The organism is Pseudomonas migulae NBRC 103157 (assembly GCF_002091715.1).
Lineage (GTDB): Bacteria > Pseudomonadota > Gammaproteobacteria > Pseudomonadales > Pseudomonadaceae > Aquipseudomonas > Aquipseudomonas migulae_A.
Window position 1 is genome coordinate 1 of the sequence record NZ_BDAG01000034.1, and the last position, 20,822, is coordinate 20,822.

Consider the following 20,822-nt stretch of genomic DNA (forward strand, 5'->3'; position numbering starts at 1 on the left):
GGCGGCTGGCGGTTTCGCCCTTACGGCGAGTCCCTTTTGGCAAACGCCCCAAAAGGAACCAAAAGGTCTCGCCCCGAGCGTCCGGCCCCTCGCTAAGGCTCGGCGTTCCTTCGCTCCGGTATTCATCCGGGGGCATCGCCCTCCGGTTGGCTTCGCTGGCACCTACATGCGATGAGTTCGACTGCGTCGAACGGCGCTGCGCGCCACTCCCCGGATGAACACCTCCACTCAGCCTCCCGAAGGGGCGGGTGAATCAAGATCAAGAGCTGCAGGCGAGCTAACGCTCGGCCTGATGAGTGGTGAGAAGCGGGGGTACGCCGATCTGCTTTTGTAGGCGCCGGCTTGCTGGCGATGGCGGCCTGACAGCCGGCCTGTTCTCGCGGATACACGCAGACCTCGTAGGAGCCGGCTTGCTGGCGATGACGGCCTGCCAGCCGACCTGCTCTCGCGGCAATACGCTGACCTCGCAGGAGCCGACTTGCTGGCGATGACGGCCTGCCAGCCGACCTGTTCTCGCGGAAATACGCTGACCTCGTAGGAGCCGGCTTGCTGGCGATGACGGCCTGCCAGCCGACCTGCTCTCGCGGCTATACGCAGACCTTGTAGGAGCCGGCTTGCTGGCGAAGACGCCCTGCCAGCCAACCTATTCTCGCTAATTTACGCTGACCTCGTAGGAGCCGGCTTGCTGGCGAAGACGGCCTGCCAACCAACCTGTTCTCGCCGACATACGCTGACCTTGTGGGAGCGGGCTTGCTCGCGAAAAACGTCCGGACACCGTGTTCATTCAGACCGCACGCGTAATCGTTAGCGTTCATCGCTAGCAGGGGGGGGTGTACGATCAAAGAGAAAGGCCGGCCCGCAGGCCGCCTCGCGGTGCTGTGGCGGCGGGCCCACGGAGCAGGGTCGGAAGGAGGGCTTGGCGAGGCACCGAACGAAAGTGGCAAAAGCGCTTGGTTACTTGGCGCATTTCCAAGTAACCCGCCGCAAGGGCGGAACCATAGGCGGCCGTTACCGAAGAAACGGATATACACACAACCAAAGAGCCAGTCGGCCCTAAGGCCGCTGCGTCAGCGCAAACAAAAACGGCCCCTATATAAATAGAGGCCGTTCCCGATACGACTTTAAGACGTTATCGCAAGACAGGTCTTATTTGCGGTCTTCCAGCTTGGTGATATCACGCGACTCGTAGCCGGTGTACAGCTGGCGCGGACGGCCAATCTTGTACGGGCTGGAGAGCATTTCTTTCCAGTGGGAGATCCAGCCGACAGTCCGCGCCAGAGCGAAGATCACGGTGAACATGCTGGTTGGAATGCCGATCGCCTTGAGGATGATCCCCGAGTAGAAGTCGACGTTCGGGTACAACGAGCGCTCGATGAAGTACGGATCGGTCAGGGCGATCTCTTCCAGGCGCATGGCCAGTTCGAGTTGCGGATCGTTGGTGATGCCCAGTTCCTTCAACACTTCGTCGCAGGTCTGTTTCATCACGGTGGCGCGCGGGTCGCGGTTTTTGTAAACCCGGTGACCGAAGCCCATCAGCTTGAACGGATCGTTCTTGTCCTTGGCCTTGGCGATGTACTTGTCGATGTTCGAGACATCGCCAATTTCATCGAGCATGGTCAGAACGGCTTCGTTCGCGCCGCCGTGGGCAGGGCCCCACAGTGCAGCGATGCCGGCGGCGATACAGGCGAACGGGTTGGCACCCGAAGAGCCGGCCAGGCGCACGGTGGACGTCGATGCGTTCTGCTCGTGGTCGGCATGGAGGATGAAGATCCGGTCCATGGCCTTGGCGAGTACCGGGCTGATCGGTTTGATCTCGCACGGGGTGTTGAACATCATGTGCAGGAAGTTTTCCGCGTACGACAGGTCGTTGCGCGGGTACATCATGGGTTGGCCCATGGAGTACTTGTAAACCATCGCTGCGAGGGTCGGCATCTTGGCAACCAGGCGGATCGCGGAGATTTCGCGATGCTGCGGGTTATTGATGTCGAGGGAGTCGTGGTAGAAGGCCGAGAGGGCGCCGACTACGCCGCACATGACGGCCATCGGGTGGGCGTCGCGACGGAAGCCGTTGAAGAACGTCTTCAGCTGCTCGTGAACCATGGTGTGGTTCTTTACGGTGCTGACGAACTGGGCCTTCTGTTCTGCGGTCGGCAGTTCGCCGTTGAGCAACAGATAGCAGGTTTCCAGGTAGTCCGACTTTTCAGCCAGCTGTTCGATCGGGTAGCCGCGGTGCAACAGAATGCCGTTGTCGCCGTCGATATAGGTGATCTTCGACTCGCAGGAAGCTGTCGACATGAAACCAGGGTCAAAGGTGAAACGGCCCGTGGCCGTCAGGCCCCGAACATCGATAACATCGGGACCAACGGTGCCGGTTAAAATGGGCAGCTCGACGGGGGCTGCGCCCTCGATGATCAACTGCGCTTTTTTGTCAGCCATGTGGCCTCCTATTTATGCTTGAAATCATCAGACAGACCCCCCACGCAGGGCCCGCACCACTATAGTGAGATAAATTCGAATGTCAATTTGCCTAAAGTCTTGCTCCAGAAGGCTTTAACCGGACTTTTTCCTCGAAATTGACTGCCATTTACGCCTTTTATCCAACTTGTGCAATCAGCTATTAGGGGAAGGCGAACGCGTTGTCATTAGTAGCCTAACTGTCTATACTCGGCCACCGACCGCCAGGGGCTTTTGGGCCTGCTTTATTGGGGGTCGCATCCCTGGGTGGTGGTTACCTGACCAGTGCACTCCCCAACAACTTTGCCCTGATTGTTAGGGGCTCTTCAGTGTGAAAAAAAGCCGTGAAAAGCCAACGACCTGTAAACCTAGACCTAAGGACCATCAAACTCCCCATCACCGGCGTTACGTCGTTTCTTCACCGTGTTTCCGGCATCATCCTCTTCCTGGGCCTTGGCTTCATGCTGTATGCATTGAGCAAATCCCTGGGTTCCGAGGAAGGTTTTGCCGACGTGAAGGCAACCTTGACCAGCCCTCTGGCCAAGTTCGTAGCATGGGGCCTCCTGTCCGCTCTTCTGTATCACTTGGTAGCCGGTGTGCGCCATATGATCATGGACATGGGCATCGGTGAGACGCTGGAAGGCGGCACACTGGGCTCGAAAATCATTATCGCCGTGTCTGCGGTGTTGATCGTTCTGGCGGGAGTTTGGATATGGTAACCAGCGTTACGAACCTGTCGCGTTCAGGCCTCTACGACTGGATGGCACAACGTGTGTCTGCGGTCGTTCTCGCGGCTTATTTCATCTTCCTGATCGGATACCTCGTTGCGAATCCGGGCATTGGCTACGACCAATGGCATGGCCTGTTCGCGCACAACGGAATGCGTATCTTCAGTCTGCTGGCCCTTGTGGCCCTGGGCGCTCACGCCTGGGTCGGCATGTGGACCATCGCGACCGACTACCTGACGCCGATGGCGCTGGGCAAGTCCGCGACTGCAGTACGTTTCCTTTTCCAGGCGGTATGCGGCGTTGCGATGTTCGCTTACTTCGTCTGGGGTGTGCAGATTCTCTGGGGTATCTGATTCATGTCTACTACAGTTAATACGCTTTCGTTCGACGCCATCATCATTGGCGGCGGCGGTGCCGGCATGCGCGCTGCGCTGCAGCTGGCACAAGGTGGTCACAAGACTGCCGTAGTTACCAAGGTTTTCCCGACCCGTTCGCACACTGTATCCGCCCAGGGTGGCATCACCTGTGCCATCGCTTCGGCAGATCCGAACGATGACTGGCGCTGGCACATGTACGATACCGTCAAGGGTTCCGACTATATCGGTGACCAGGACGCTATCGAATACATGTGTTCCGTAGGCCCGGAAGCGGTCTTCGAACTCGAGCACATGGGTTTGCCGTTCTCCCGTACCGAACAGGGCCGCATCTATCAGCGTCCGTTCGGCGGTCAGTCGAAAGACTTCGGTAAAGGTGGCCAGGCTGCCCGTACTTGCGCTGCTGCCGACCGTACCGGTCACGCATTGCTGCACACCCTGTACCAGGCCAACCTGAAGGCCGGCACCGTATTCCTCAACGAATACTACGGCGTCGACCTGGTGAAGAACGAAGACGGCGCCTTTGTCGGCATGATCGTCATCTGCATCGAAACCGGTGAAACCTCGTACGTCCGCGCTAACGCCACCGTTCTGGCGACTGGCGGTGCAGGCCGTATCTACTCGTCCACTACCAATGCCCTGATCAACACCGGTGACGGCGTCGGCATGGCTCTGCGTGCTGGCGTACCGGTACAAGACATTGAAATGTGGCAGTTCCACCCGACCGGCATCGCCGGCGCCGGTGTACTGGTTACAGAAGGCTGCCGCGGTGAAGGCGGTTACCTGATCAACAAGCACGGCGAGCGTTTCATGGAGCGTTATGCTCCGAACGCCAAAGACCTGGCGGGTCGTGACGTTGTTGCCCGTTCGATGGTTAAGGAAATCATCGCCGGCAACGGTTGCGGTCCGGATGGCGACCACGTAATGCTGAAACTCGATCACCTCGGTGAAGAAGTTCTGCACAGCCGTCTGCCAGGCATCATGGAACTGTCCAAGACCTTCGCTCACGTCGATCCAGCCGTGGCGCCGATTCCGGTCGTTCCAACCTGCCACTATATGATGGGCGGCGTTGCCACCAACATTCACGGTCAGGCAATCACTCAAGACGCTGAAGGCAAGGACCAGATCATTCCTGGCCTGTTCGCCGTAGGTGAAGTGGCGTGCGTATCGGTTCACGGTGCCAACCGTCTGGGCGGCAACTCGCTGCTCGACCTGGTGGTATTCGGTCGTGCCGCTGGCCTGTTCCTGGAGCAGACCCTGAAAGAAGGCGTTGATTACGCCCGTCCTCGCCAGTCCGACATCGACGCTGCCCTGGCACGTCTCGATGGCCTGAACTCGCGTACCGAAGGCGAAGACGTCGCTACTCTGCGCAAAGAGCTGCAAAGCTGCATGCAGAACTACTTCGGTGTATTCCGTACCGGCGAATACATGCAGAAGGGTATTGCCCAGCTGGCTGATCTGCGTGGCCGTATCGCCAACGTCAAGATCAACGACAAGAGCCAGGCGTTCAACACCGCTCGAATCGAAGCCCTGGAACTGCAAAACCTGCTGGAAGTGGCCGAAGCCACCGCCATCGCTGCAGAGATCCGCAAAGAGTCCCGCGGCGCTCACGCCCGTGAAGACTACGAAGATCGCGACGACGAAAACTGGCTGTGCCACACCCTGTACTTCCCGGGTGACAAGCGCGTGACCAAGCGTGCTGTGAACTTCTCGCCGAAGACTGTTCCGACTTTTGAACCTAAGATTCGGACTTATTAAGGGTGGCCGCCATGTTGCAAGTCAGTGTTTATCGCTACAACCCTGATCAGGACGCTGCGCCGTTCATGCAGGAATTCCAGGTCGATACCGGTGGTAAAGACCTGATGGTGCTGGACGTGCTGGCCCTGATCAAAGAGCAGGACGAAGGTTTCTCATATCGTCGCTCTTGCCGTGAAGGCGTTTGCGGTTCCGACGGCATGAACATCAACGGCAAAAACGGTCTGGCGTGCGTCACGCCGCTGTCTTCTGTCTTAAAAGGTAACAAGCTGATCGTTCGTCCGTTGCCAGGTTTGCCGGTTATCCGTGACCTGGTCGTCGATATGAGCATCTTCTACAAGCAATACGAGAAGGTTAAGCCATTCCTGCAGAACGACACGCCGGCTCCGGCCATCGAGCGTCTGCAGACTCCGGAAGAGCGTGAAAAGCTCGACGGTCTGTACGAGTGCATCCTGTGCGCTTGCTGCTCGACCTCTTGCCCGTCCTTCTGGTGGAACCCGGACAAGTTCCTGGGTCCAGCTGCTCTGCTGCAAGCGTACCGCTTCCTGGCAGACAGCCGTGACACCAAGACTGCCGAGCGCCTGGCTTCGCTGGATGATCCGTTCAGCGTATTCCGCTGCCGCGGGATCATGAACTGCGTCAACGTTTGTCCGAAAGGCCTGAACCCGACTAAGGCCATCGGTCACGTACGTCACATGTTGCTGCAAAGCGGCGTGTGATTCAGCAGTACCCGTAGGACCGCTGTACCCGTAGATGCTACGGCGCAGGCTTCAACCGGCGCCGTAGTTTTAACCTGAGCAGCAGCTCACAAAGCTGCCGCTCTTATTTTGAAGAAATGAGACAAGCAGGGGCATCCGGGCTGGTACCCGGACTATCAGCGTGATCCTAAGTGGCTTGTTTTGGTCGCTGCATTCGGACTTCTGCAAGTTTGCTCGGTGTCGACGCCGGTGGTGTTCCCCTAACCGAGGGTGACCAAGCATGCAAGAAAGCGTGATGCAGCGCATGTGGAACAGTGCCCACCTTTCAGGTGGAAACGCTGCCTATGTGGAAGAGCTTTATGAGCTCTACCTGCACGACCCTAACGCTGTGCCAGAAGAGTGGCGCACCTACTTTCAGAAGTTGCCTACTGACGGCAACTCTGCCACCGATGTTTCGCACTCCACAATTCGCGATCATTTCGTCTTGCTGGCAAAGAACCAGCGCCGCGCACAACCGGTTTCCGCCGGCAGCGTGAGCAGTGAGCACGAGAAGAAGCAAGTTGAAGTGCTGCGATTGATCCAGGCCTACCGTATGCGTGGCCACCAGGCAGCCCAGCTTGACCCGCTGGGGCTGTGGCAGCGTCCTGCACCTGCAGACCTGTCGATCAATCATTACGGCTTGACCAATGCCGATCTTGATACGACCTTCCGTGCCGGCGACCTGTTCATCGGCAAAGAGGAGGCGAGCCTACGCGAAATTCACGAAGCGTTGCAGCAGACATATTGCCGCACCATCGGCGCTGAATTCACGCATATCACCGATTCCGAGCAGCGCCAGTGGTTCCAGCAGCGTCTGGAAAGCGTGCGTGGTCGTCCGACGTATTCCGCCGACATCAAGAGCCACCTGCTCGAGCGCGTGACTGCCGGTGAAGGCCTGGAAAAATACCTGGGCACCAAATACCCGGGCACCAAGCGTTTCGGTCTGGAAGGCGGCGAGAGCCTGATTCCGATGCTCGACGAGCTGATCCAGCGTTCCGGTTCCTACGGCACCAAGGAAATCGTCATCGGCATGGCCCACCGTGGCCGTCTGAACGTGCTGGTCAACACCTTCGGCAAGAACCCGCGCGAGCTGTTCGACGAGTTCGAAGGCAAGAAGAAGGTCGAGCTGGGTTCCGGTGACGTTAAATATCACCAGGGCTTCTCGTCCAACGTCATGACCACCGGTGGTGAAGTTCACCTGGCCATGGCGTTCAACCCGTCCCACCTGGAAATCGTATCTCCAGTGGTCGAGGGTTCCGTTCGCGCCCGTCAGGATCGTCGTAACGACCTTACCGGTGAGAAGGTTCTGCCGATTTCCATCCACGGTGACGCGGCATTCGCCGGTCAGGGCGTGGTCATGGAAACCTTCCAGATGTCGCAGACCCGCGGTTTCAAGACCGGCGGCACCGTGCACATCGTGATCAACAACCAGGTTGGTTTCACCATCAGCAACCCGCTGGACTCGCGTTCCACCGAGTACGCGACCGACGTTGCGAAGATGATCCAGGCGCCGATCCTCCATGTGAATGGTGATGATCCGGAAGCCGTATTGTTCGTGACCCAGCTGGCCATCGACTACCGCATGCAGTTCAAGCGTGACGTGGTGATCGACCTGGTCTGCTACCGTCGTCGCGGCCACAACGAGGCCGACGAGCCTAGCGGCACCCAGCCTCTGATGTATCAGCAGATCACCAAACAGCGCACTACCCGTGAGCTGTATGCCGATCGCCTGACTCAGAGCGGTGTGCTGGACGTTGAGCGTGTTCAGGCGAAAGTCGATGAATACCGCAACGCGTTGGACAACGGTCTGCATGTTGTAAAAAGCCTGGTCAAAGAGCCGAACAAAGAGTTGTTCGTGGACTGGCGTCCGTATCTGGGCCACGCCTGGACCGCGCGTCACGACACGCGTTTCGATCTGAAAACCTTGCAGGAACTGTCTGCCAAGCTACTGGAAATTCCAGAAGGCTTTGTGGTTCAGCGCCAGGTCTCGAAGATCTACGAAGACCGTCAGAAAATGCAAGCCGGCGGCCTGCCGATCAACTGGGGTTACGCCGAAACCATGGCGTACGCGACCCTGGCGTTCGAAGGTCACCCGATTCGCATGACGGGTCAGGACATCGGTCGCGGTACGTTCTCGCACCGTCACGCTGTCTTGCACAACCAGAAAGACGCGAGCAGCTACATTCCGCTGCAGAACCTGTACAACGGTCAGCCACGCTTCGACCTGTACGACTCGTTCCTGTCGGAAGAAGCGGTACTGGCGTTCGAATACGGTTACTCGACTACCCAGCCGAATGCCCTGGTTATCTGGGAAGCCCAGTTCGGCGACTTCGCCAACGGTGCCCAGGTGGTTATCGACCAGTTCATCACCAGTGGCGAGCACAAGTGGGGCCGTCTCTGCGGTCTGACCATGCTGTTGCCGCACGGTTATGAAGGTCAGGGGCCGGAGCACTCTTCGGCTCGTCTGGAACGTTATCTGCAACTGTGCGCCGAGCACAACATTCAGGTAGCCGTACCGACTACACCTGCTCAGATCTACCACTTGCTGCGTCGTCAGGTGATTCGCCCGCTGCGCAAGCCATTGATCGTTCTGACTCCGAAGTCGCTGTTGCGTCACAAGTTGGCCATTTCGACCCTGGAAGATCTGGCCGAAGGTTCGTTCCAGACCGTTATCCCGGAAATCGATGCACTGGACCCGAAAAAGGTCGAGCGCGTTGTTCTGTGTAGCGGCAAGGTCTACTACGACCTGCTGGAAAAACGCCGTGCCGAAGGTCGTGATGACATCGCCATCGTGCGTATCGAGCAACTGTATCCATTCCCTGAGGACGACCTGAAAGAAGTCCTGGCTCCTTACACCAACGTCAAAAATGCCGTGTGGTGCCAGGAAGAGCCGATGAACCAGGGGGCGTGGTACTGCAGCCAACACCACATGCGTCGCAGCATCAGCAATCTCAACAAGTCTCTCGTACTTGAGTACGCGGGCCGTGAGGCTTCTGCTGCACCTGCATGCGGTTACGCATCGATGCACGCTGAGCAGCAGGAAAAACTGCTGCAAGACGCCTTTACTGTTTAACGCCTTCGCGCACCTGAAACCGAATTTAAGGACTCACAGATAATGGCTATCGAAATCAAAGCCCCCACTTTCCCGGAATCGGTTGCCGACGGCACCGTTGCCACCTGGCACAAACAACCGGGCGACGCTGTAAAGCGTGATGACCTGATCGTCGACATCGAAACCGACAAGGTTGTGCTGGAAGTGTTGGCGACTGCTGACGGCGTGCTGGGCGCTATCGTCAAGAACGAAGGCGACACCGTTCTGTCCGACGAAGTTCTGGGCTCCATCGTTGAAGGCGGCGCTGCTGCCGCTGCTCCGGCTGCCGCTGCTGCTCCGGCCGCGGCACAGGCTGCTGCTCCTGCCGCCGAAGGCGAAGACGATCCTGTTGCTGCACCGGCTGCTCGCAAGCTGGCTGAAGAAAACGGCATCAACATCGCTTCCGTTGCCGGTACCGGCAAAGGCGGTCGTGTGACCAAGGAAGACGTGGTTGCAGCCGTTGCTGCCAAGAAAGCCGCTCCGGCTGCCGCGCCTGCCAAGGCTGCCGCGCCTGCCAAGGCTGCCGCTCCTGCTGGCGCTGCTCCTGTGTTCGCCGCTGGCGACCGCATCGAGAAGCGCGTACCGATGACCCGCGTTCGCGCTACCGTGGCCAAGCGCCTGGTAGAAGCTCAGTCGAACATGGCGATGCTGACCACCTTCAACGAAGTCGACATGACCGAAGTCATGGCCCTGCGTTCGAAGTACAAGGACCTGTTCGAGAAGTCCCACAACGGCGTACGCCTGGGCTTCATGTCGTTCTTCGTCAAGGCTGCCACCGAAGCGCTGAAACGCTTCCCGGCTGTCAACGCATCGATCGACGGTGGCGACATCGTTTACCACGGCTACGCTGACGTCGGCGTTGCTGTTTCCAGCGACCGCGGCCTGGTTGTACCGGTTCTGCGTAACGCCGAACTGATGAGCCTGGCTGAAATCGAAGGCGGCATCGCCACCTTCGGCAAGAAGGCTCGCGACGGCAAACTGTCGATGGACGAAATGACCGGCGGCACGTTCACCATCACCAACGGTGGTACCTTCGGTTCGATGATGTCGACTCCGATCGTCAACCCGCCGCAAGCGGCTATCCTGGGCATGCACAACATTCTGCAGCGTCCTATGGCGATCAACGGTCAGGTCGTAATCCGTCCGATGATGTACCTGGCTCTGTCCTACGATCACCGTCTGATCGATGGCAAAGAAGCTGTGACCTTCCTGGTTACCATCAAGAACCTGCTGGAAGACCCGGCTCGTTTGCTGCTGGATATCTGATTTCGTTGCATGGGCCGTGCAGGATGGCGGCCCGTCTGTAATGACCAGCTTCGTCCCACGACGGTCCCCATAAGGGGCCGTCCGGTTTGATTCGAGAAGGAATGACACATGACTCAGAAATTCGACGTGGTAGTGATTGGCGCGGGCCCTGGCGGTTACGTGGCTGCCATTAAAGCAGCGCAACTGGGCCTCACCACTGCCTGCATCGAGAAATACACCGACAAGGAAGGCAAACTGGCCCTCGGCGGTACTTGCCTGAACGTCGGTTGCATTCCATCCAAGGCGCTGCTGGACAGCTCCTGGAAATACAAGGAAGCTAAAGAAGGCTTCGCGATCCACGGTATCAATCACGCTGGCGTGACCATGGACGTGTCGGCAATGGTTGGCCGTAAAGCCAACATCGTCAAAGGCCTGACCTCTGGCGTTGCCACCCTGTTCAAGGCGAACGGCGTCACTTCCCTGCAAGGCCACGGCAAACTGCTGGCCGGCAAGAAAGTCGAACTGACCAAGCCAGACGGCAGCGTTGAAATCATCGAAGCCGAGAACGTGATTCTGGCTTCGGGTTCGCGTCCGATCGACATTCCACCGGCTCCGGTTGACCAGAAAGTGATCGTCGATTCGACCGGCGCACTGGAATTCCAATCCGTACCCAAGCGTCTGGGCGTTATCGGCGCTGGCGTAATCGGTCTGGAACTGGGTTCGGTATGGTCGCGCCTGGGCGCTGAAGTGGTTGTTCTGGAAGCGCTGGAGAAGTTCCTGCCGGCTGCTGACGACGCCGTTTCCAAAGAAGCCTACAAAACCCTGACCAAACAAGGTCTGGACATCAAGCTGGGCGCTCGCGTCACCGGTTCCAAAGTGAACGGCGACGAAGTCGTTGTGAACTACACCGACGCCAACGGCGAACAGAGCATCACCTTTGACAAGCTGATCGTTGCCGTTGGTCGCCGTCCAGTGACCACCGAACTGTTGGCTGCCGACAGCGGTGTGACCATCGACGAGCGCGGTTTCGTATTCGTTGACGACCAGTGCGCCACCAGCGTACCGGGCGTTTACGCGATCGGTGACGTGGTTCGCGGCATGATGCTGGCGCACAAGGCGTCCGAAGAAGGCATCATGGTGGTTGAGCGCATCAAGGGCCACAAAGCGCAAATCAACTATGACCTGATCCCTTCGGTTATTTATACTCACCCGGAAATCGCATGGGTCGGCAAAACCGAGCAGACCTTGAAGGCTGAAGGCGTTGAAGTTAACGTTGGTACCTTCCCGTTCGCAGCCAGTGGCCGTGCCATGGCAGCCAACGACACCGGCGGTTTCGTGAAAGTCATTGCCGATGCCAAGACTGACCGCGTATTGGGCGTCCACGTGATTGGCCCGAGCGCTGCAGAACTGGTTCAGCAGGGCGCGATCGGCATGGAATTCGGCACCAGCGCTGAAGACCTGGGCATGATGGTTTTCTCCCATCCGACCCTGTCTGAAGCCTTGCACGAAGCAGCTCTGGCTGTGAATGGCGGCGCCATCCACATCGCCAACCGCAAGAAGCGTTAAGACAATAAGAAACCACGGCGGTATGGCCCGTCGTGAGCCTTGCATGCAAGACTCACCGCGGAATATCCGCTGGACGCAGTCTTGCGTGGCTGCACCGGGTATCCGGAAAGGCTACGCAAGCAGCAGTCACAGGTGGTGCGGCACTTGAACAAGTGCAGCACCGAATGCGCAGTACCTAACGAAGACGGTAATAAGCATGAATCTTCACGAGTATCAGGGTAAGCAGCTGTTCGCTGAATACGGCCTGCCAGTTTCCACCGGTTATGCGGTAGACACCCCGGAAGCAGCAGCAGAAGCTTGCGACAAGATCGGCGGCACCGAGTGGGTTGTCAAAGCCCAGGTCCACGCTGGTGGTCGCGGTAAAGCGGGCGGCGTAAAGCTGGTTCGCAGCAAAGAAGACGCCAAGGCATTCGCACAGCAGTGGCTGGGCAAGCGTCTGGTGACTTACCAGACTGATGCCAATGGTCAGCCAGTCACCAAGATCCTGGTTGAATCGTGCACTGATATCGCTAAAGAGCTGTACCTGGGCGCTGTCGTTGACCGTTCGAGCCGTCGCATCGTGTTCATGGCTTCCACCGAAGGTGGCGTGGACATCGAGAAAATCGCTCACGACACCCCTGAGAAAATCCTCAAGGCCACTATCGATCCACTGGTTGGCGCTCAGCCATTCCAGGGTCGCGAGCTGGCATTCCAACTGGGTCTGGAAGGCAAGCAAGTTGCTCAGTTCGCCAAGATCTTCGTAGGTCTGGCCAAACTGTTCAAGGATCACGACCTGGCTCTGCTGGAAGTGAACCCGCTGGTGATCAAGGCTGACGGCGATCTGCATTGCCTCGACGCCAAGATCAACATCGACGCCAACGCCATGTACCGTCAGCCTAAGCTGAAGACTTTCCACGATCCGTCGCAAGACGATCCGCGCGAAGCGCACGCTGCCAAGTTCGAACTGAACTACGTAGCGCTGGAAGGCAACATCGGTTGCATGGTCAACGGTGCTGGCCTGGCCATGGGTACCATGGACATCGTCAACCTGCATGGCGGCAAACCAGCCAACTTCCTCGACGTGGGCGGCGGTGCTACCAAAGAACGCGTTACCGAAGCGTTCAAGATCATCCTGTCCGACACTAACGTCGCTGCAGTACTGGTCAACATCTTCGGCGGCATCGTTCGTTGCGACATGATTGCCGAAGGCATCATCGGCGCTGTGAAAGAAGTCGGCGTGAAAATCCCGGTTGTTGTTCGCCTTGAAGGCAACAACGCTGAGCTGGGCGCTAAAGTACTGGCAGAAAGCGGTTTGAACATCATCGCTGCTACCAGCCTGACCGACGCTGCTCAACAAGTCGTTAAAGCTGCGGAGGGCAAATAATGAGCGTCCTGATCAATAAAGACACCAAAGTTATCTGCCAGGGTATTACCGGTTCGCAAGGTAGTTTCCACACCCAGCAAGCCATCGAGTACGGCACCAAGATGGTAGGTGGTGTAACGCCTGGTAAAGGCGGCACCGAGCACCTGGGTCTGCCAGTGTTCAACACCGTGAAAGACGCTGTAGCTGCCACTGGCGCCACCGCCAGCGTGATCTACGTTCCAGCTCCTTTCTGCAAGGACTCCATCCTGGAAGCAGCATTCGGCGGCATCAAGCTGATCGTTTGCATCACTGAAGGCATTCCTACCCTGGACATGCTGGATGCCAAGGTCAAGTGCGACGAGCTGGGTATCACCCTGATCGGCCCTAACTGCCCAGGCGTGATCACTCCAGGCGAATGCAAGATCGGCATCATGCCAGGTCACATTCACTTGCCAGGCAAGGTCGGTATCGTTTCCCGTTCCGGCACCCTGACCTACGAAGCTGTGAAGCAGACCACTGACGCCGGTTTCGGTCAGTCGACTTGCGTCGGCATCGGCGGTGACCCGATCCCGGGTTCGAACTTCATCGACATCCTGAAGCTGTTCCAGGAAGACCCGAAGACCGAAGCGATCGTCATGATCGGCGAGATCGGCGGTTCGGCTGAAGAAGAAGCGGCTGCCTACATCAAGGCACACGTGACCAAGCCGGTTGTTTCCTACATCGCTGGTGTGACTGCTCCTCCGGGCAAGCGCATGGGCCATGCTGGCGCAATCATCTCTGGCGGCAAAGGCACTGCGGACGAGAAATTCGCTGCGCTGCAAGACGCAGGCGTTAAAACCGTGCGTTCGCTGGCAGACATCGGCAAGGCCTTGGCCGAGCTGACCGGTTGGGCTGTCAAGTAAGCCTCGCGCTTAGCTGACGCTTCACCAGACAAAGGCCACCTTCGGGTGGCCTTTGTCGTTTCCGGGGTTTACTTCAAGCAGGACCGGCCCCTTCGCGAGCAAGCCCGCTCCCACACTGGATCTGCGTTGTTACAAATTCTTATGTACGACGCTGATCCAGTGTGGGAGCGGGCTTGCTCGCGAAGGCGTACTTACAGACGCCAACCATTTACATGCAAAAACGCGACACGAAACTGTCGCAGATCGGATAGTTCGCCCCCTAACAGTGCGTTTGTCGCGCAAATTCGTTAGGCTAGCCGCCATTTTTGCGTCCGCAGCCCACAAGGCCGCTACGCGCTAAAGGGTCAGTCCTATACGGACCGACAGCATTTCCCTCACCCATAAGGGAAATCCCTCTCTAAATTCCGATTCAGTAGTGTGGTATTTCCTTAATGAAAGTGTTGAAAGGCCAGGACATCCTGGCACTTGGTTTTATGACATTTGCCCTGTTCGTCGGGGCTGGCAACATCATCTTCCCGCCTATCGTCGGTTTGCAGTCCGGGCCTCATGTCTGGATGGCGGCGCTGGGCTTTCTGATTACCGCGGTCGGTCTGCCGGTGATCACCGTCGTGGCCCTGGCCAAGGTCGGCGGCGCGATGGATGCCTTGAGCAGTCCGATCGGCAAAATCGCCGGTGGCTTGCTGGCCGCTGCGTGCTACCTCGCCGTTGGCCCGCTGTTCGCGACGCCGCGCACTGCGACCGTATCGTTCGAAGTGGGCCTGGCGCCGCTGACCGGCGAAAGCCCGCTGGCGCTGTTCCTCTATAGCTCGGTGTATTTCCTGCTGGTGTTCTTCATCTCGCTCTACCCGGGCCGTTTGCTGGATACCGTAGGACGGTTTCTCGCACCGCTGAAGATCATCGCCCTGGCCGCTCTCGGCATCGCCGCGTTCGCTTTGCCGGCCGGTGATATCGGCGTGGCGACGCCGGAGTATGTCGCAGCACCGTTTTCCCAAGGCTTCATCAATGGTTACCTGACCATGGATACCCTCGGTGCGCTGGTGTTCGGCATTGTCATCGTCAACGCCATCCGCTCCCGTGGCGTCGAGTCGCCGGTGTTGATCACCCGCTATGCGATCATTGCCGGGTTGATTGCGGGCGTTGGTCTGGCGCTGGTGTATGTCAGCCTGTTCCGTCTCGGTTCGGGCAGTCATGAAGTGGCTGCCGGTGCGACCAACGGCGCAGCGGTATTGCACGCTTACGTTCAACACACCTTTGGTTCGCTGGGCAGCGGTTTCCTCGCGGTGCTGATCTCGTTGGCCTGCCTGGTCACAGCGGTCGGCCTGACCTGTGCTTGCGCCGAATACTTCAGCCGTGTGTTGCCACTGTCCTACAAGACACTGGTCATTATCCTCGCCGTGTTTTCCCTGTTTGTGTCCAACCTGGGCCTCACCAAGCTGATTGCGTTTTCGATCCCGGTACTCACCGCGATCTACCCGCCGTGCATCGCGCTGGTCGCCCTGAGCTTCTGCAAGGACTTCTGGCATGAACAGGGCCGCATCGTCGGTCCGGTGATGCTGGTGTCGTTCATCTTCGGTCTGATCGACGCGCTCAAGGGCGCAGGTCTGGCGGACTGGATGCCGACGCAACTGGCTCACCTGCCGCTGAGCGAGCAAGGCCTGGCGTGGCTGGTGCCGTCGGTCATGACGCTGGTGGTTGCGGTGGTTTGCGACCGTATGCTGGGCAAGCGCGAAGAAGCGCTGGCTTAAGGCTGTCACGGCCCGCCATAAGCGGGTCTTGAGCTACAACAGAAATGCCCCGTATCAATCGATACGGGGCATTTTTTATGCGCGTGATGCGGTGTCTTTTTTCTTGAGCTAACGTCGAAGCATTGCAAAATCCAATGTGGGAGCGGGCTTGCTCGCGAAGACGGCTTATCATTCAACGTTGATATCGACTGACCCTCCGTCTTCGCGAGCAAGCCCGCTCCCACATTGGATTTCGTTACTCCTTAACACATCACAAGGACCTGCATGTCGTTCATCCACGCCAACCTGATCCACATTCTCGCCGCTATCTGGTTTGTCATCTGCTGGGGCGGCTATACCCGTTATGCGACGTGGAAGGGCCGCGACACTGCGTGCCTGGCCAGTGTGCTGCACCTGTACCGCGAAGACTGGATGCGCCGCATGCTGCTGCGCGACAACCGCATCGCCGACGCCAGCGTGGTCGGTAACCTGGAGCGCAACGCGTCGTTCTTCGCCTCGAGCACACTGATTATCCTGGCCGGCATTCTCACCGTGCTGGGTGCGTCGGAAAGGGCTGTGTCTTTGCTGGCGGATATCCCGATGGTGCAGCAGGCCTCCCAGGGAATGTCCGAGATCAAGTTGTTGTGCCTGGCGCTGGTGTTTGTGTATGCGTTCTTTACATTCAGCTGGTGCATGCGCCAATACAACTTCGCGGCCATTCTGATCGGTTCGGCGCCCATGGTCGGCGAGCGCCATGTCTCGGAGCAGGAGCGCAAAGCCTTTGCGTCCCGGGCGGCGCGTGTCATTTCAATGGCCGCCAACCAGTTCAACTTCGGCCTGCGCTCCTATTACTTCGGCATGACCATGCTGGCCTGGTTTGTCAGCCCCTGGTTGTTCATGCTGATGAGTGCCGGCGTGGTGCTGGTGCTCTATCGCCGGGAGTTTCATTCCGACGTTCTCGACGTGATGGTCTATACCCCTACAGAGGCGCCCTTGCCTGAAGCGATCAAAGAGGCTGCTTGATGAGTATTCCGTTCTGGTGTGTGTTTATCAGCGCCTTGCTGATTTACGTGGCCCGCATGCCGGTGGCCAAGGCCATGAAAGAGCAGGGGGGTTACAACAATCACCTGCCGCGCCAGCAGCAGGCACAACTCACCGGCTTCGGTGCACGAGCGGTGGCGGCCCATCAGAACTGCTTCGAAGCCTTCATCTTGTTCTCGGCGGGGGTGTTGATGGCGCACACCACGCAGACGGCGGGATGGCTGATTGATTCGCTGGCAATCATCTTCGTGATGACGCGGGTCATTTACTTAGTGTGCTATTGGAGCGATCTCGCCTGGCAGCGAAGTCTGGTGTGGTTTGTCGGACTAGTGTGTTCGTTGCTGTTGATGATTAGTCCGACTTTTAGAACTGTTTTGCTCTAGCAAGGCAAATGACGAGCAAAAGAAAACCCGCACTTGGCGGGTTTTCTTTATCACGCTAAAAACTGTTTTAGTTTTTAGGTGCTTCTTTTGCAGCGGCTTCGTTCGATTCAGCCTGAGCTTTGGCAGCTTCGGCGTTTTCTTTCGCTGCGTCGTTCACTTTATCCTGAGCTTTGTTCATGTCTTGCTGAGCTTGCTCAGCATGTTGGTTAGCATCTTGAGCTTTGTCCTCGGATTTTTTATCGCAGGCAGCGAGACCGAGGGAAGCGGTCAACATCAAGGCAATAGCTAAAGTCTTACGCATGGGGTGTTTCTCCTTGGGAAAAATATCTACTTGGCCTTTCGAGCACAGCCAACAGGGTTAAGTTCCTCAATTCGTTCAGATATATAAGATTATTCCCACGGGAACTTTTACCGAACACGCCTAGTGCGATGTCGGAATACTAAGAAGAGTTTTTATCAAATGGCCGAAAACCCCGTTTTTGAGCGCGCGACACGATTTCTATCGGCATTGCGACACTGTCAGGTACTCGGGCTGCGAGTTCACAGTGCCAGCAGTGACGGACTCACAGTGATTCTGCCGTACAGCCCGCAAATCATCGGTAATCCGCAAACCGGCGTGATCCACGGCGGGGCGCTGACTACCTTGATGGACACCGCGTGCGGCATGTCCACCCTCTGCGTACTGCCCGAGTTCGAAGTCTGCCCGACCCTCGACCTGCGCATCGACTACATGCACGCGGCCGAGCTGCACAAGGATGTGTATGGCTTTGCCCAGTGCTACCGGGTCACCACGGACGTGATCTTCGCCCGTGGTTTTGCCTATCAGGACGATCCCGAACAGCCCATCGCCCATGTCGTGGGTACGTTCATGCGCATGGGCAAGGGCGTCAAAGGCACCAAGGGGTTTGGTGGCGCCATCGCCGGAGGAGCGAAATGACCGACACCTTCAAGGAACAACTGCAACAGGCCCATGAGCAGGGCGACTACGCCGCGCTGCTGCACCTGATTCCCTACGCCAAGCTGATCGGTGTCGAATGCGCGCGGGTCGGGGATGACCTGTTGTTTCGCCTCCCGGCAAACAAGGACAACATTGGTAACCCTTTACTGCCGGCGATTCATGGCGGTGTGATTGCAGGGTTCATGGAGCTGTCCGCCGCATTGCACTTGCTGATTCTCACCGGTTCGCCGGGCGTGCCGAAGATCATCGACTTTTCCCTCGACTACCTGCGCGCTGGGCAGTTTCGTGACACGTGGGCCAGATGTCAGGTGTGCCGTCAGGGGCGGCGTGTCGCCAACGTGGCAGTGACCGCCTGGCAAAGCACCGAATCCGAACCCATCGCCACGGCCCGCGCCCACTTCAAAATCGATGAGCCCTTGAAATCCTGATCCGAGCCCCCAACTTTGATGACAACCCGCCGCCGACCCTCTAGGTCGCGGCCACTGCCATCTGATTGGAGTTTGATGACCATGAGTGTGGAAACTCAAAAGGAAACCCTGGGCTTCCAGACCGAGGTGAAGCAGCTGCTGCACCTCATGATCCATTCGCTGTATTCCAACAAGGAAATCTTCCTTCGCGAATTGATCTCGAACGCCTCTGACGCTGTCGACAAATTACGTTTCGAAGCCCTGTCCAAGCCTGAATTGCTGGAAGGTGGCGCCGAACTGAAAATCCGTGTGAGCTTCGACAAGGACGCTAAAACCGTCACCCTCGAAGACAACGGCATCGGCATGAGCCGTGAAGATGCGATTACCCACCTGGGTACCATCGCCAAATCCGGCACCGCCGATTTCATGAAACACCTGACGGGCGATCAGAAAAAGGATTCGCACCTGATCGGTCAGTTCGGTGTGGGTTTCTACTCTGCCTTCATCGTCGCCGACAAAGTCGACGTGTTCAGTCGTCGTGCCGGTGCTGCCGCCAGCGAAGGCGTGCATTGGTCGTCGAAGGGCGAAGGTAATTTCGAAGTTGCCACCGTCGAGAAAGCCGATCGTGGTACTCGCATCGTCCTGCACCTGAAGTCCGGTGAAGACGAGTTCGCCGATGGCTGGCGTCTGCGCAACATCATCAAGAAGTACTCCGACCACATCGCTTTGCCGATTGAGTTGCCGAAAGAAGTGGCAGCCGCTGAAGGAGAAGAGAAGCCGGCCGTTGAGTGGGAAACCGTCAACCGCGCCAGCGCCCTGTGGACCCGTCCTCGCACCGAGATCAAGGACGAGGAATATCAGGAGTTCTACAAACACATCGCTCATGACTTCGAAAACCCGCTGAGCTGGAGCCACAATAAGGTCGAAGGCAAGCTCGAGTACAGCTCGCTGCTTTACGTACCGGCCCGTGCTCCGTTCGACCTGTACCAGCGTGAAGCGCCGAAAGGCCTGAAGCTGTATGTGCAGCGCGTGTTCGTGATGGATCAGGCCGAGTCGTTCCTGCCGCTGTACCTGCGCTTCATCAAAGGCGTGGTCGATTCCAATGACCTGTCGCTGAACGTGTCGCGGGAAATTCTGCAGAAAGACCCGATCATCGATTCCATGAAGTCGGCGCTGACCAAGCGCGTTCTCGACATGCTGGAAAAGCTGGCGAAGAACGAGCCTGAGCAATACAAAAGCTTCTGGAAAAACTTTGGCCAGGTCATGAAAGAAGGCCCGGCAGAAGACTTCGCCAACAAAGAGAAAATCGCTGGCCTGCTGCGTTTCGCGTCCACTCAGGGCGAAGAAGGCGAGCAAGTCGTGGGTCTGGCCGAGTACCTGGCGCGCGCCAAGGAAGGTCAGGACAAGATTTACTACCTGACCGGCGAAACCTACGCGCAAGTCAAAAACAGCCCGCACCTGGAAGTCTTCCGCAAGAAAGGCATCGAAGTGCTGCTGCTGACCGACCGCATCGACGAGTGGCTGATGAGCTACCTCAGCGACTTCGATGGTAAGAGCTTTGTCGACGTGGCGCGCGGTGACCTGGACCTGGGCAACCTGGATTCGGAAGAAGACAAGAAAGCCGCGGAAGAAGTCGCCAAGTCCAAAGAAGGTCTGGTTGAGCGTCTGAAAACTGCGCTGGGCGAATCCGTGGCTGAAGTGCGGGTTTCCCATCGTCTGACCGACTCCCCGGCGATTCTGGCCATCGGCGAGCAGGACCTGGGCATGCAAATGCGTCAGATCCTGGAAGCCAGCGGTCAGAAGGTTCCGGATTCGAAGCCTATCTTCGAATTCAACCCGGCGCACCCGCTGATCGAGAAGCTCGACAACGAGCAGAGCGACGAGCGCTTCGGCGACCTGTCGCACATCCTCTTCGATCAGGCGGCTCTGGCGGCCGGCGACAGCTTGAAGGACCCGGCCGCGTATGTGCGCCGTCTCAACAAGCTGCTGGTTGAACTGTCGGTTTAACGACGTTGTAAAAAAACCCGCTTCGGCGGGTTTTTTATGACCTGAATTTTTTTGGCTGTGAACCCGATCCTGTAGGAGTCGGCTTGCTGGCGATGGCGATTTCGACGC

17 protein-coding genes are annotated in these 20,822 nt (G+C 57.9%); 15 read left to right on the forward strand and 2 right to left on the reverse strand.

What is annotated here, in order from left to right; all coding sequences use genetic code 11:
• Window positions 1–1,146: 1,146 nt before the first annotated feature.
• Complete coding sequence (gltA, locus tag PMI01S_RS22505) at window positions 1,147–2,436, reverse strand: citrate synthase (protein ID WP_084322328.1); 1,290 nt, start codon at window positions 2,434–2,436, stop codon at window positions 1,147–1,149.
• A 362-nt stretch (window positions 2,437–2,798) separates the two neighbouring features.
• Between gltA and sdhC the strand changes: the two genes are divergently transcribed.
• The 12 genes from sdhC to PMI01S_RS22565 all read left to right on the forward strand — a co-directional run bounded on the left by sdhC (window position 2,799) and on the right by PMI01S_RS22565 (window position 17,342).
• Window positions 2,799–3,173, forward strand: a complete 375-nt coding sequence (sdhC, locus tag PMI01S_RS22510; protein ID WP_084322329.1) for a succinate dehydrogenase, cytochrome b556 subunit — start codon at window positions 2,799–2,801, stop codon at window positions 3,171–3,173.
• Window positions 3,167–3,535, forward strand: coding sequence for a succinate dehydrogenase, hydrophobic membrane anchor protein (gene sdhD, locus PMI01S_RS22515; protein WP_007959040.1), 369 nt, complete (start codon window positions 3,167–3,169; stop codon window positions 3,533–3,535). The genes sdhC and sdhD overlap by 7 nt, the downstream gene beginning before the upstream one ends.
• Before the next feature lie 3 nt (window positions 3,536–3,538).
• Window positions 3,539–5,314, forward strand: coding sequence for a succinate dehydrogenase flavoprotein subunit (gene sdhA, locus PMI01S_RS22520; protein ID WP_084322330.1), 1,776 nt, complete (start codon window positions 3,539–3,541; stop codon window positions 5,312–5,314).
• Window positions 5,315–5,325: 11 nt separating this feature from the next.
• Window positions 5,326–6,030, forward strand: a complete 705-nt coding sequence (locus tag PMI01S_RS22525; protein WP_084322331.1) for a succinate dehydrogenase iron-sulfur subunit — start codon at window positions 5,326–5,328, stop codon at window positions 6,028–6,030.
• A 259-nt stretch (window positions 6,031–6,289) separates the two neighbouring features.
• On the forward strand, window positions 6,290–9,121 hold the full coding sequence (locus PMI01S_RS22530) for a 2-oxoglutarate dehydrogenase E1 component (protein WP_084322332.1): 2,832 nt from the start codon (window positions 6,290–6,292) through the stop codon (window positions 9,119–9,121).
• Window positions 9,122–9,163: 42 nt separating this feature from the next.
• Window positions 9,164–10,405 (forward strand): 2-oxoglutarate dehydrogenase complex dihydrolipoyllysine-residue succinyltransferase, encoded by a 1,242-nt coding sequence (gene odhB / locus PMI01S_RS22535; RefSeq protein WP_084322333.1) that lies wholly within the window; start codon window positions 9,164–9,166, stop codon window positions 10,403–10,405.
• Window positions 10,406–10,513: 108 nt separating this feature from the next.
• Entirely contained in the window at window positions 10,514–11,950 is a 1,437-nt protein-coding gene (gene lpdA / locus PMI01S_RS22540; RefSeq protein WP_008032670.1) for a dihydrolipoyl dehydrogenase, read from the forward strand.
• A 196-nt stretch (window positions 11,951–12,146) separates the two neighbouring features.
• Window positions 12,147–13,313 (forward strand): ADP-forming succinate--CoA ligase subunit beta, encoded by a 1,167-nt coding sequence (gene sucC / locus PMI01S_RS22545; RefSeq protein WP_007898980.1) that lies wholly within the window; start codon window positions 12,147–12,149, stop codon window positions 13,311–13,313.
• Window positions 13,313–14,194, forward strand: coding sequence for a succinate--CoA ligase subunit alpha (sucD, locus tag PMI01S_RS22550; protein WP_008032672.1), 882 nt, complete (start codon window positions 13,313–13,315; stop codon window positions 14,192–14,194). Before sucC ends, sucD begins: the two co-directional genes overlap by 1 nt.
• A 431-nt stretch (window positions 14,195–14,625) precedes the next feature.
• The gene (gene brnQ / locus PMI01S_RS22555; protein WP_084322334.1) at window positions 14,626–15,939 is read left to right on the forward strand and encodes a branched-chain amino acid transport system II carrier protein; all 1,314 of its coding nucleotides are present in this window, start codon (window positions 14,626–14,628) and stop codon (window positions 15,937–15,939) included.
• 264 nt (window positions 15,940–16,203) lie between these two features.
• Complete coding sequence (locus PMI01S_RS22560) at window positions 16,204–16,941, forward strand: DUF599 domain-containing protein (protein ID WP_084322335.1); 738 nt, start codon at window positions 16,204–16,206, stop codon at window positions 16,939–16,941.
• Entirely contained in the window at window positions 16,941–17,342 is a 402-nt protein-coding gene (locus tag PMI01S_RS22565; RefSeq protein WP_084322336.1) for an MAPEG family protein, read from the forward strand. The genes PMI01S_RS22560 and PMI01S_RS22565 overlap by 1 nt, the downstream gene beginning before the upstream one ends.
• Window positions 17,343–17,409: 67 nt before the next feature.
• On the opposite strand, the gene PMI01S_RS22570 is transcribed toward PMI01S_RS22565, so the two are convergent.
• Window positions 17,410–17,643, reverse strand: coding sequence for a hypothetical protein (locus PMI01S_RS22570; protein ID WP_064679026.1), 234 nt, complete (start codon window positions 17,641–17,643; stop codon window positions 17,410–17,412).
• A gap of 159 nt (window positions 17,644–17,802) precedes the next feature.
• On the opposite strand from PMI01S_RS22570, the gene PMI01S_RS22575 reads away from it, so the two are divergent.
• The 3 genes from PMI01S_RS22575 (at window position 17,803) to htpG (ending at window position 20,714) form a co-directional block, all read left to right on the forward strand.
• A complete protein-coding gene (locus PMI01S_RS22575) occupies window positions 17,803–18,279 on the forward strand; it encodes a PaaI family thioesterase (protein ID WP_084322337.1) in 477 nt (158 codons plus the stop codon).
• On the forward strand, window positions 18,276–18,728 hold the full coding sequence (locus PMI01S_RS22580) for a PaaI family thioesterase (protein ID WP_084322338.1): 453 nt from the start codon (window positions 18,276–18,278) through the stop codon (window positions 18,726–18,728). The genes PMI01S_RS22575 and PMI01S_RS22580 overlap by 4 nt, the downstream gene beginning before the upstream one ends.
• Before the next feature lie 81 nt (window positions 18,729–18,809).
• The gene (gene htpG / locus PMI01S_RS22585; RefSeq protein WP_084322390.1) at window positions 18,810–20,714 is read left to right on the forward strand and encodes a molecular chaperone HtpG; all 1,905 of its coding nucleotides are present in this window, start codon (window positions 18,810–18,812) and stop codon (window positions 20,712–20,714) included.
• Window positions 20,715–20,822 lie beyond the last annotated feature (108 nt).

Coding starts and splice junctions, on each gene's coding strand:
- gltA (WP_084322328.1), bottom strand. CDS start 2,436: ATGGCTGACAAAAAAGCGCAGTTGATCATCGAGGGCGCAGCCCCCGTC.
- sdhD (WP_007959040.1), top strand. CDS start 3,167: ATGGTAACCAGCGTTACGAACCTGTCGCGTTCAGGCCTCTACGACTGG.
- sdhA (WP_084322330.1), top strand. CDS start 3,539: ATGTCTACTACAGTTAATACGCTTTCGTTCGACGCCATCATCATTGGC.
- PMI01S_RS22525 (WP_084322331.1), top strand. CDS start 5,326: ATGTTGCAAGTCAGTGTTTATCGCTACAACCCTGATCAGGACGCTGCG.
- PMI01S_RS22530 (WP_084322332.1), top strand. CDS start 6,290: ATGCAAGAAAGCGTGATGCAGCGCATGTGGAACAGTGCCCACCTTTCA.
- odhB (WP_084322333.1), top strand. CDS start 9,164: ATGGCTATCGAAATCAAAGCCCCCACTTTCCCGGAATCGGTTGCCGAC.
- lpdA (WP_008032670.1), top strand. CDS start 10,514: ATGACTCAGAAATTCGACGTGGTAGTGATTGGCGCGGGCCCTGGCGGT.
- sucC (WP_007898980.1), top strand. CDS start 12,147: ATGAATCTTCACGAGTATCAGGGTAAGCAGCTGTTCGCTGAATACGGC.
- sucD (WP_008032672.1), top strand. CDS start 13,313: ATGAGCGTCCTGATCAATAAAGACACCAAAGTTATCTGCCAGGGTATT.
- brnQ (WP_084322334.1), top strand. CDS start 14,626: ATGAAAGTGTTGAAAGGCCAGGACATCCTGGCACTTGGTTTTATGACA.
- PMI01S_RS22560 (WP_084322335.1), top strand. CDS start 16,204: ATGTCGTTCATCCACGCCAACCTGATCCACATTCTCGCCGCTATCTGG.
- PMI01S_RS22565 (WP_084322336.1), top strand. CDS start 16,941: ATGAGTATTCCGTTCTGGTGTGTGTTTATCAGCGCCTTGCTGATTTAC.
- PMI01S_RS22570 (WP_064679026.1), bottom strand. CDS start 17,643: ATGCGTAAGACTTTAGCTATTGCCTTGATGTTGACCGCTTCCCTCGGT.
- PMI01S_RS22575 (WP_084322337.1), top strand. CDS start 17,803: ATGGCCGAAAACCCCGTTTTTGAGCGCGCGACACGATTTCTATCGGCA.
- PMI01S_RS22580 (WP_084322338.1), top strand. CDS start 18,276: ATGACCGACACCTTCAAGGAACAACTGCAACAGGCCCATGAGCAGGGC.
- htpG (WP_084322390.1), top strand. CDS start 18,810: ATGAGTGTGGAAACTCAAAAGGAAACCCTGGGCTTCCAGACCGAGGTG.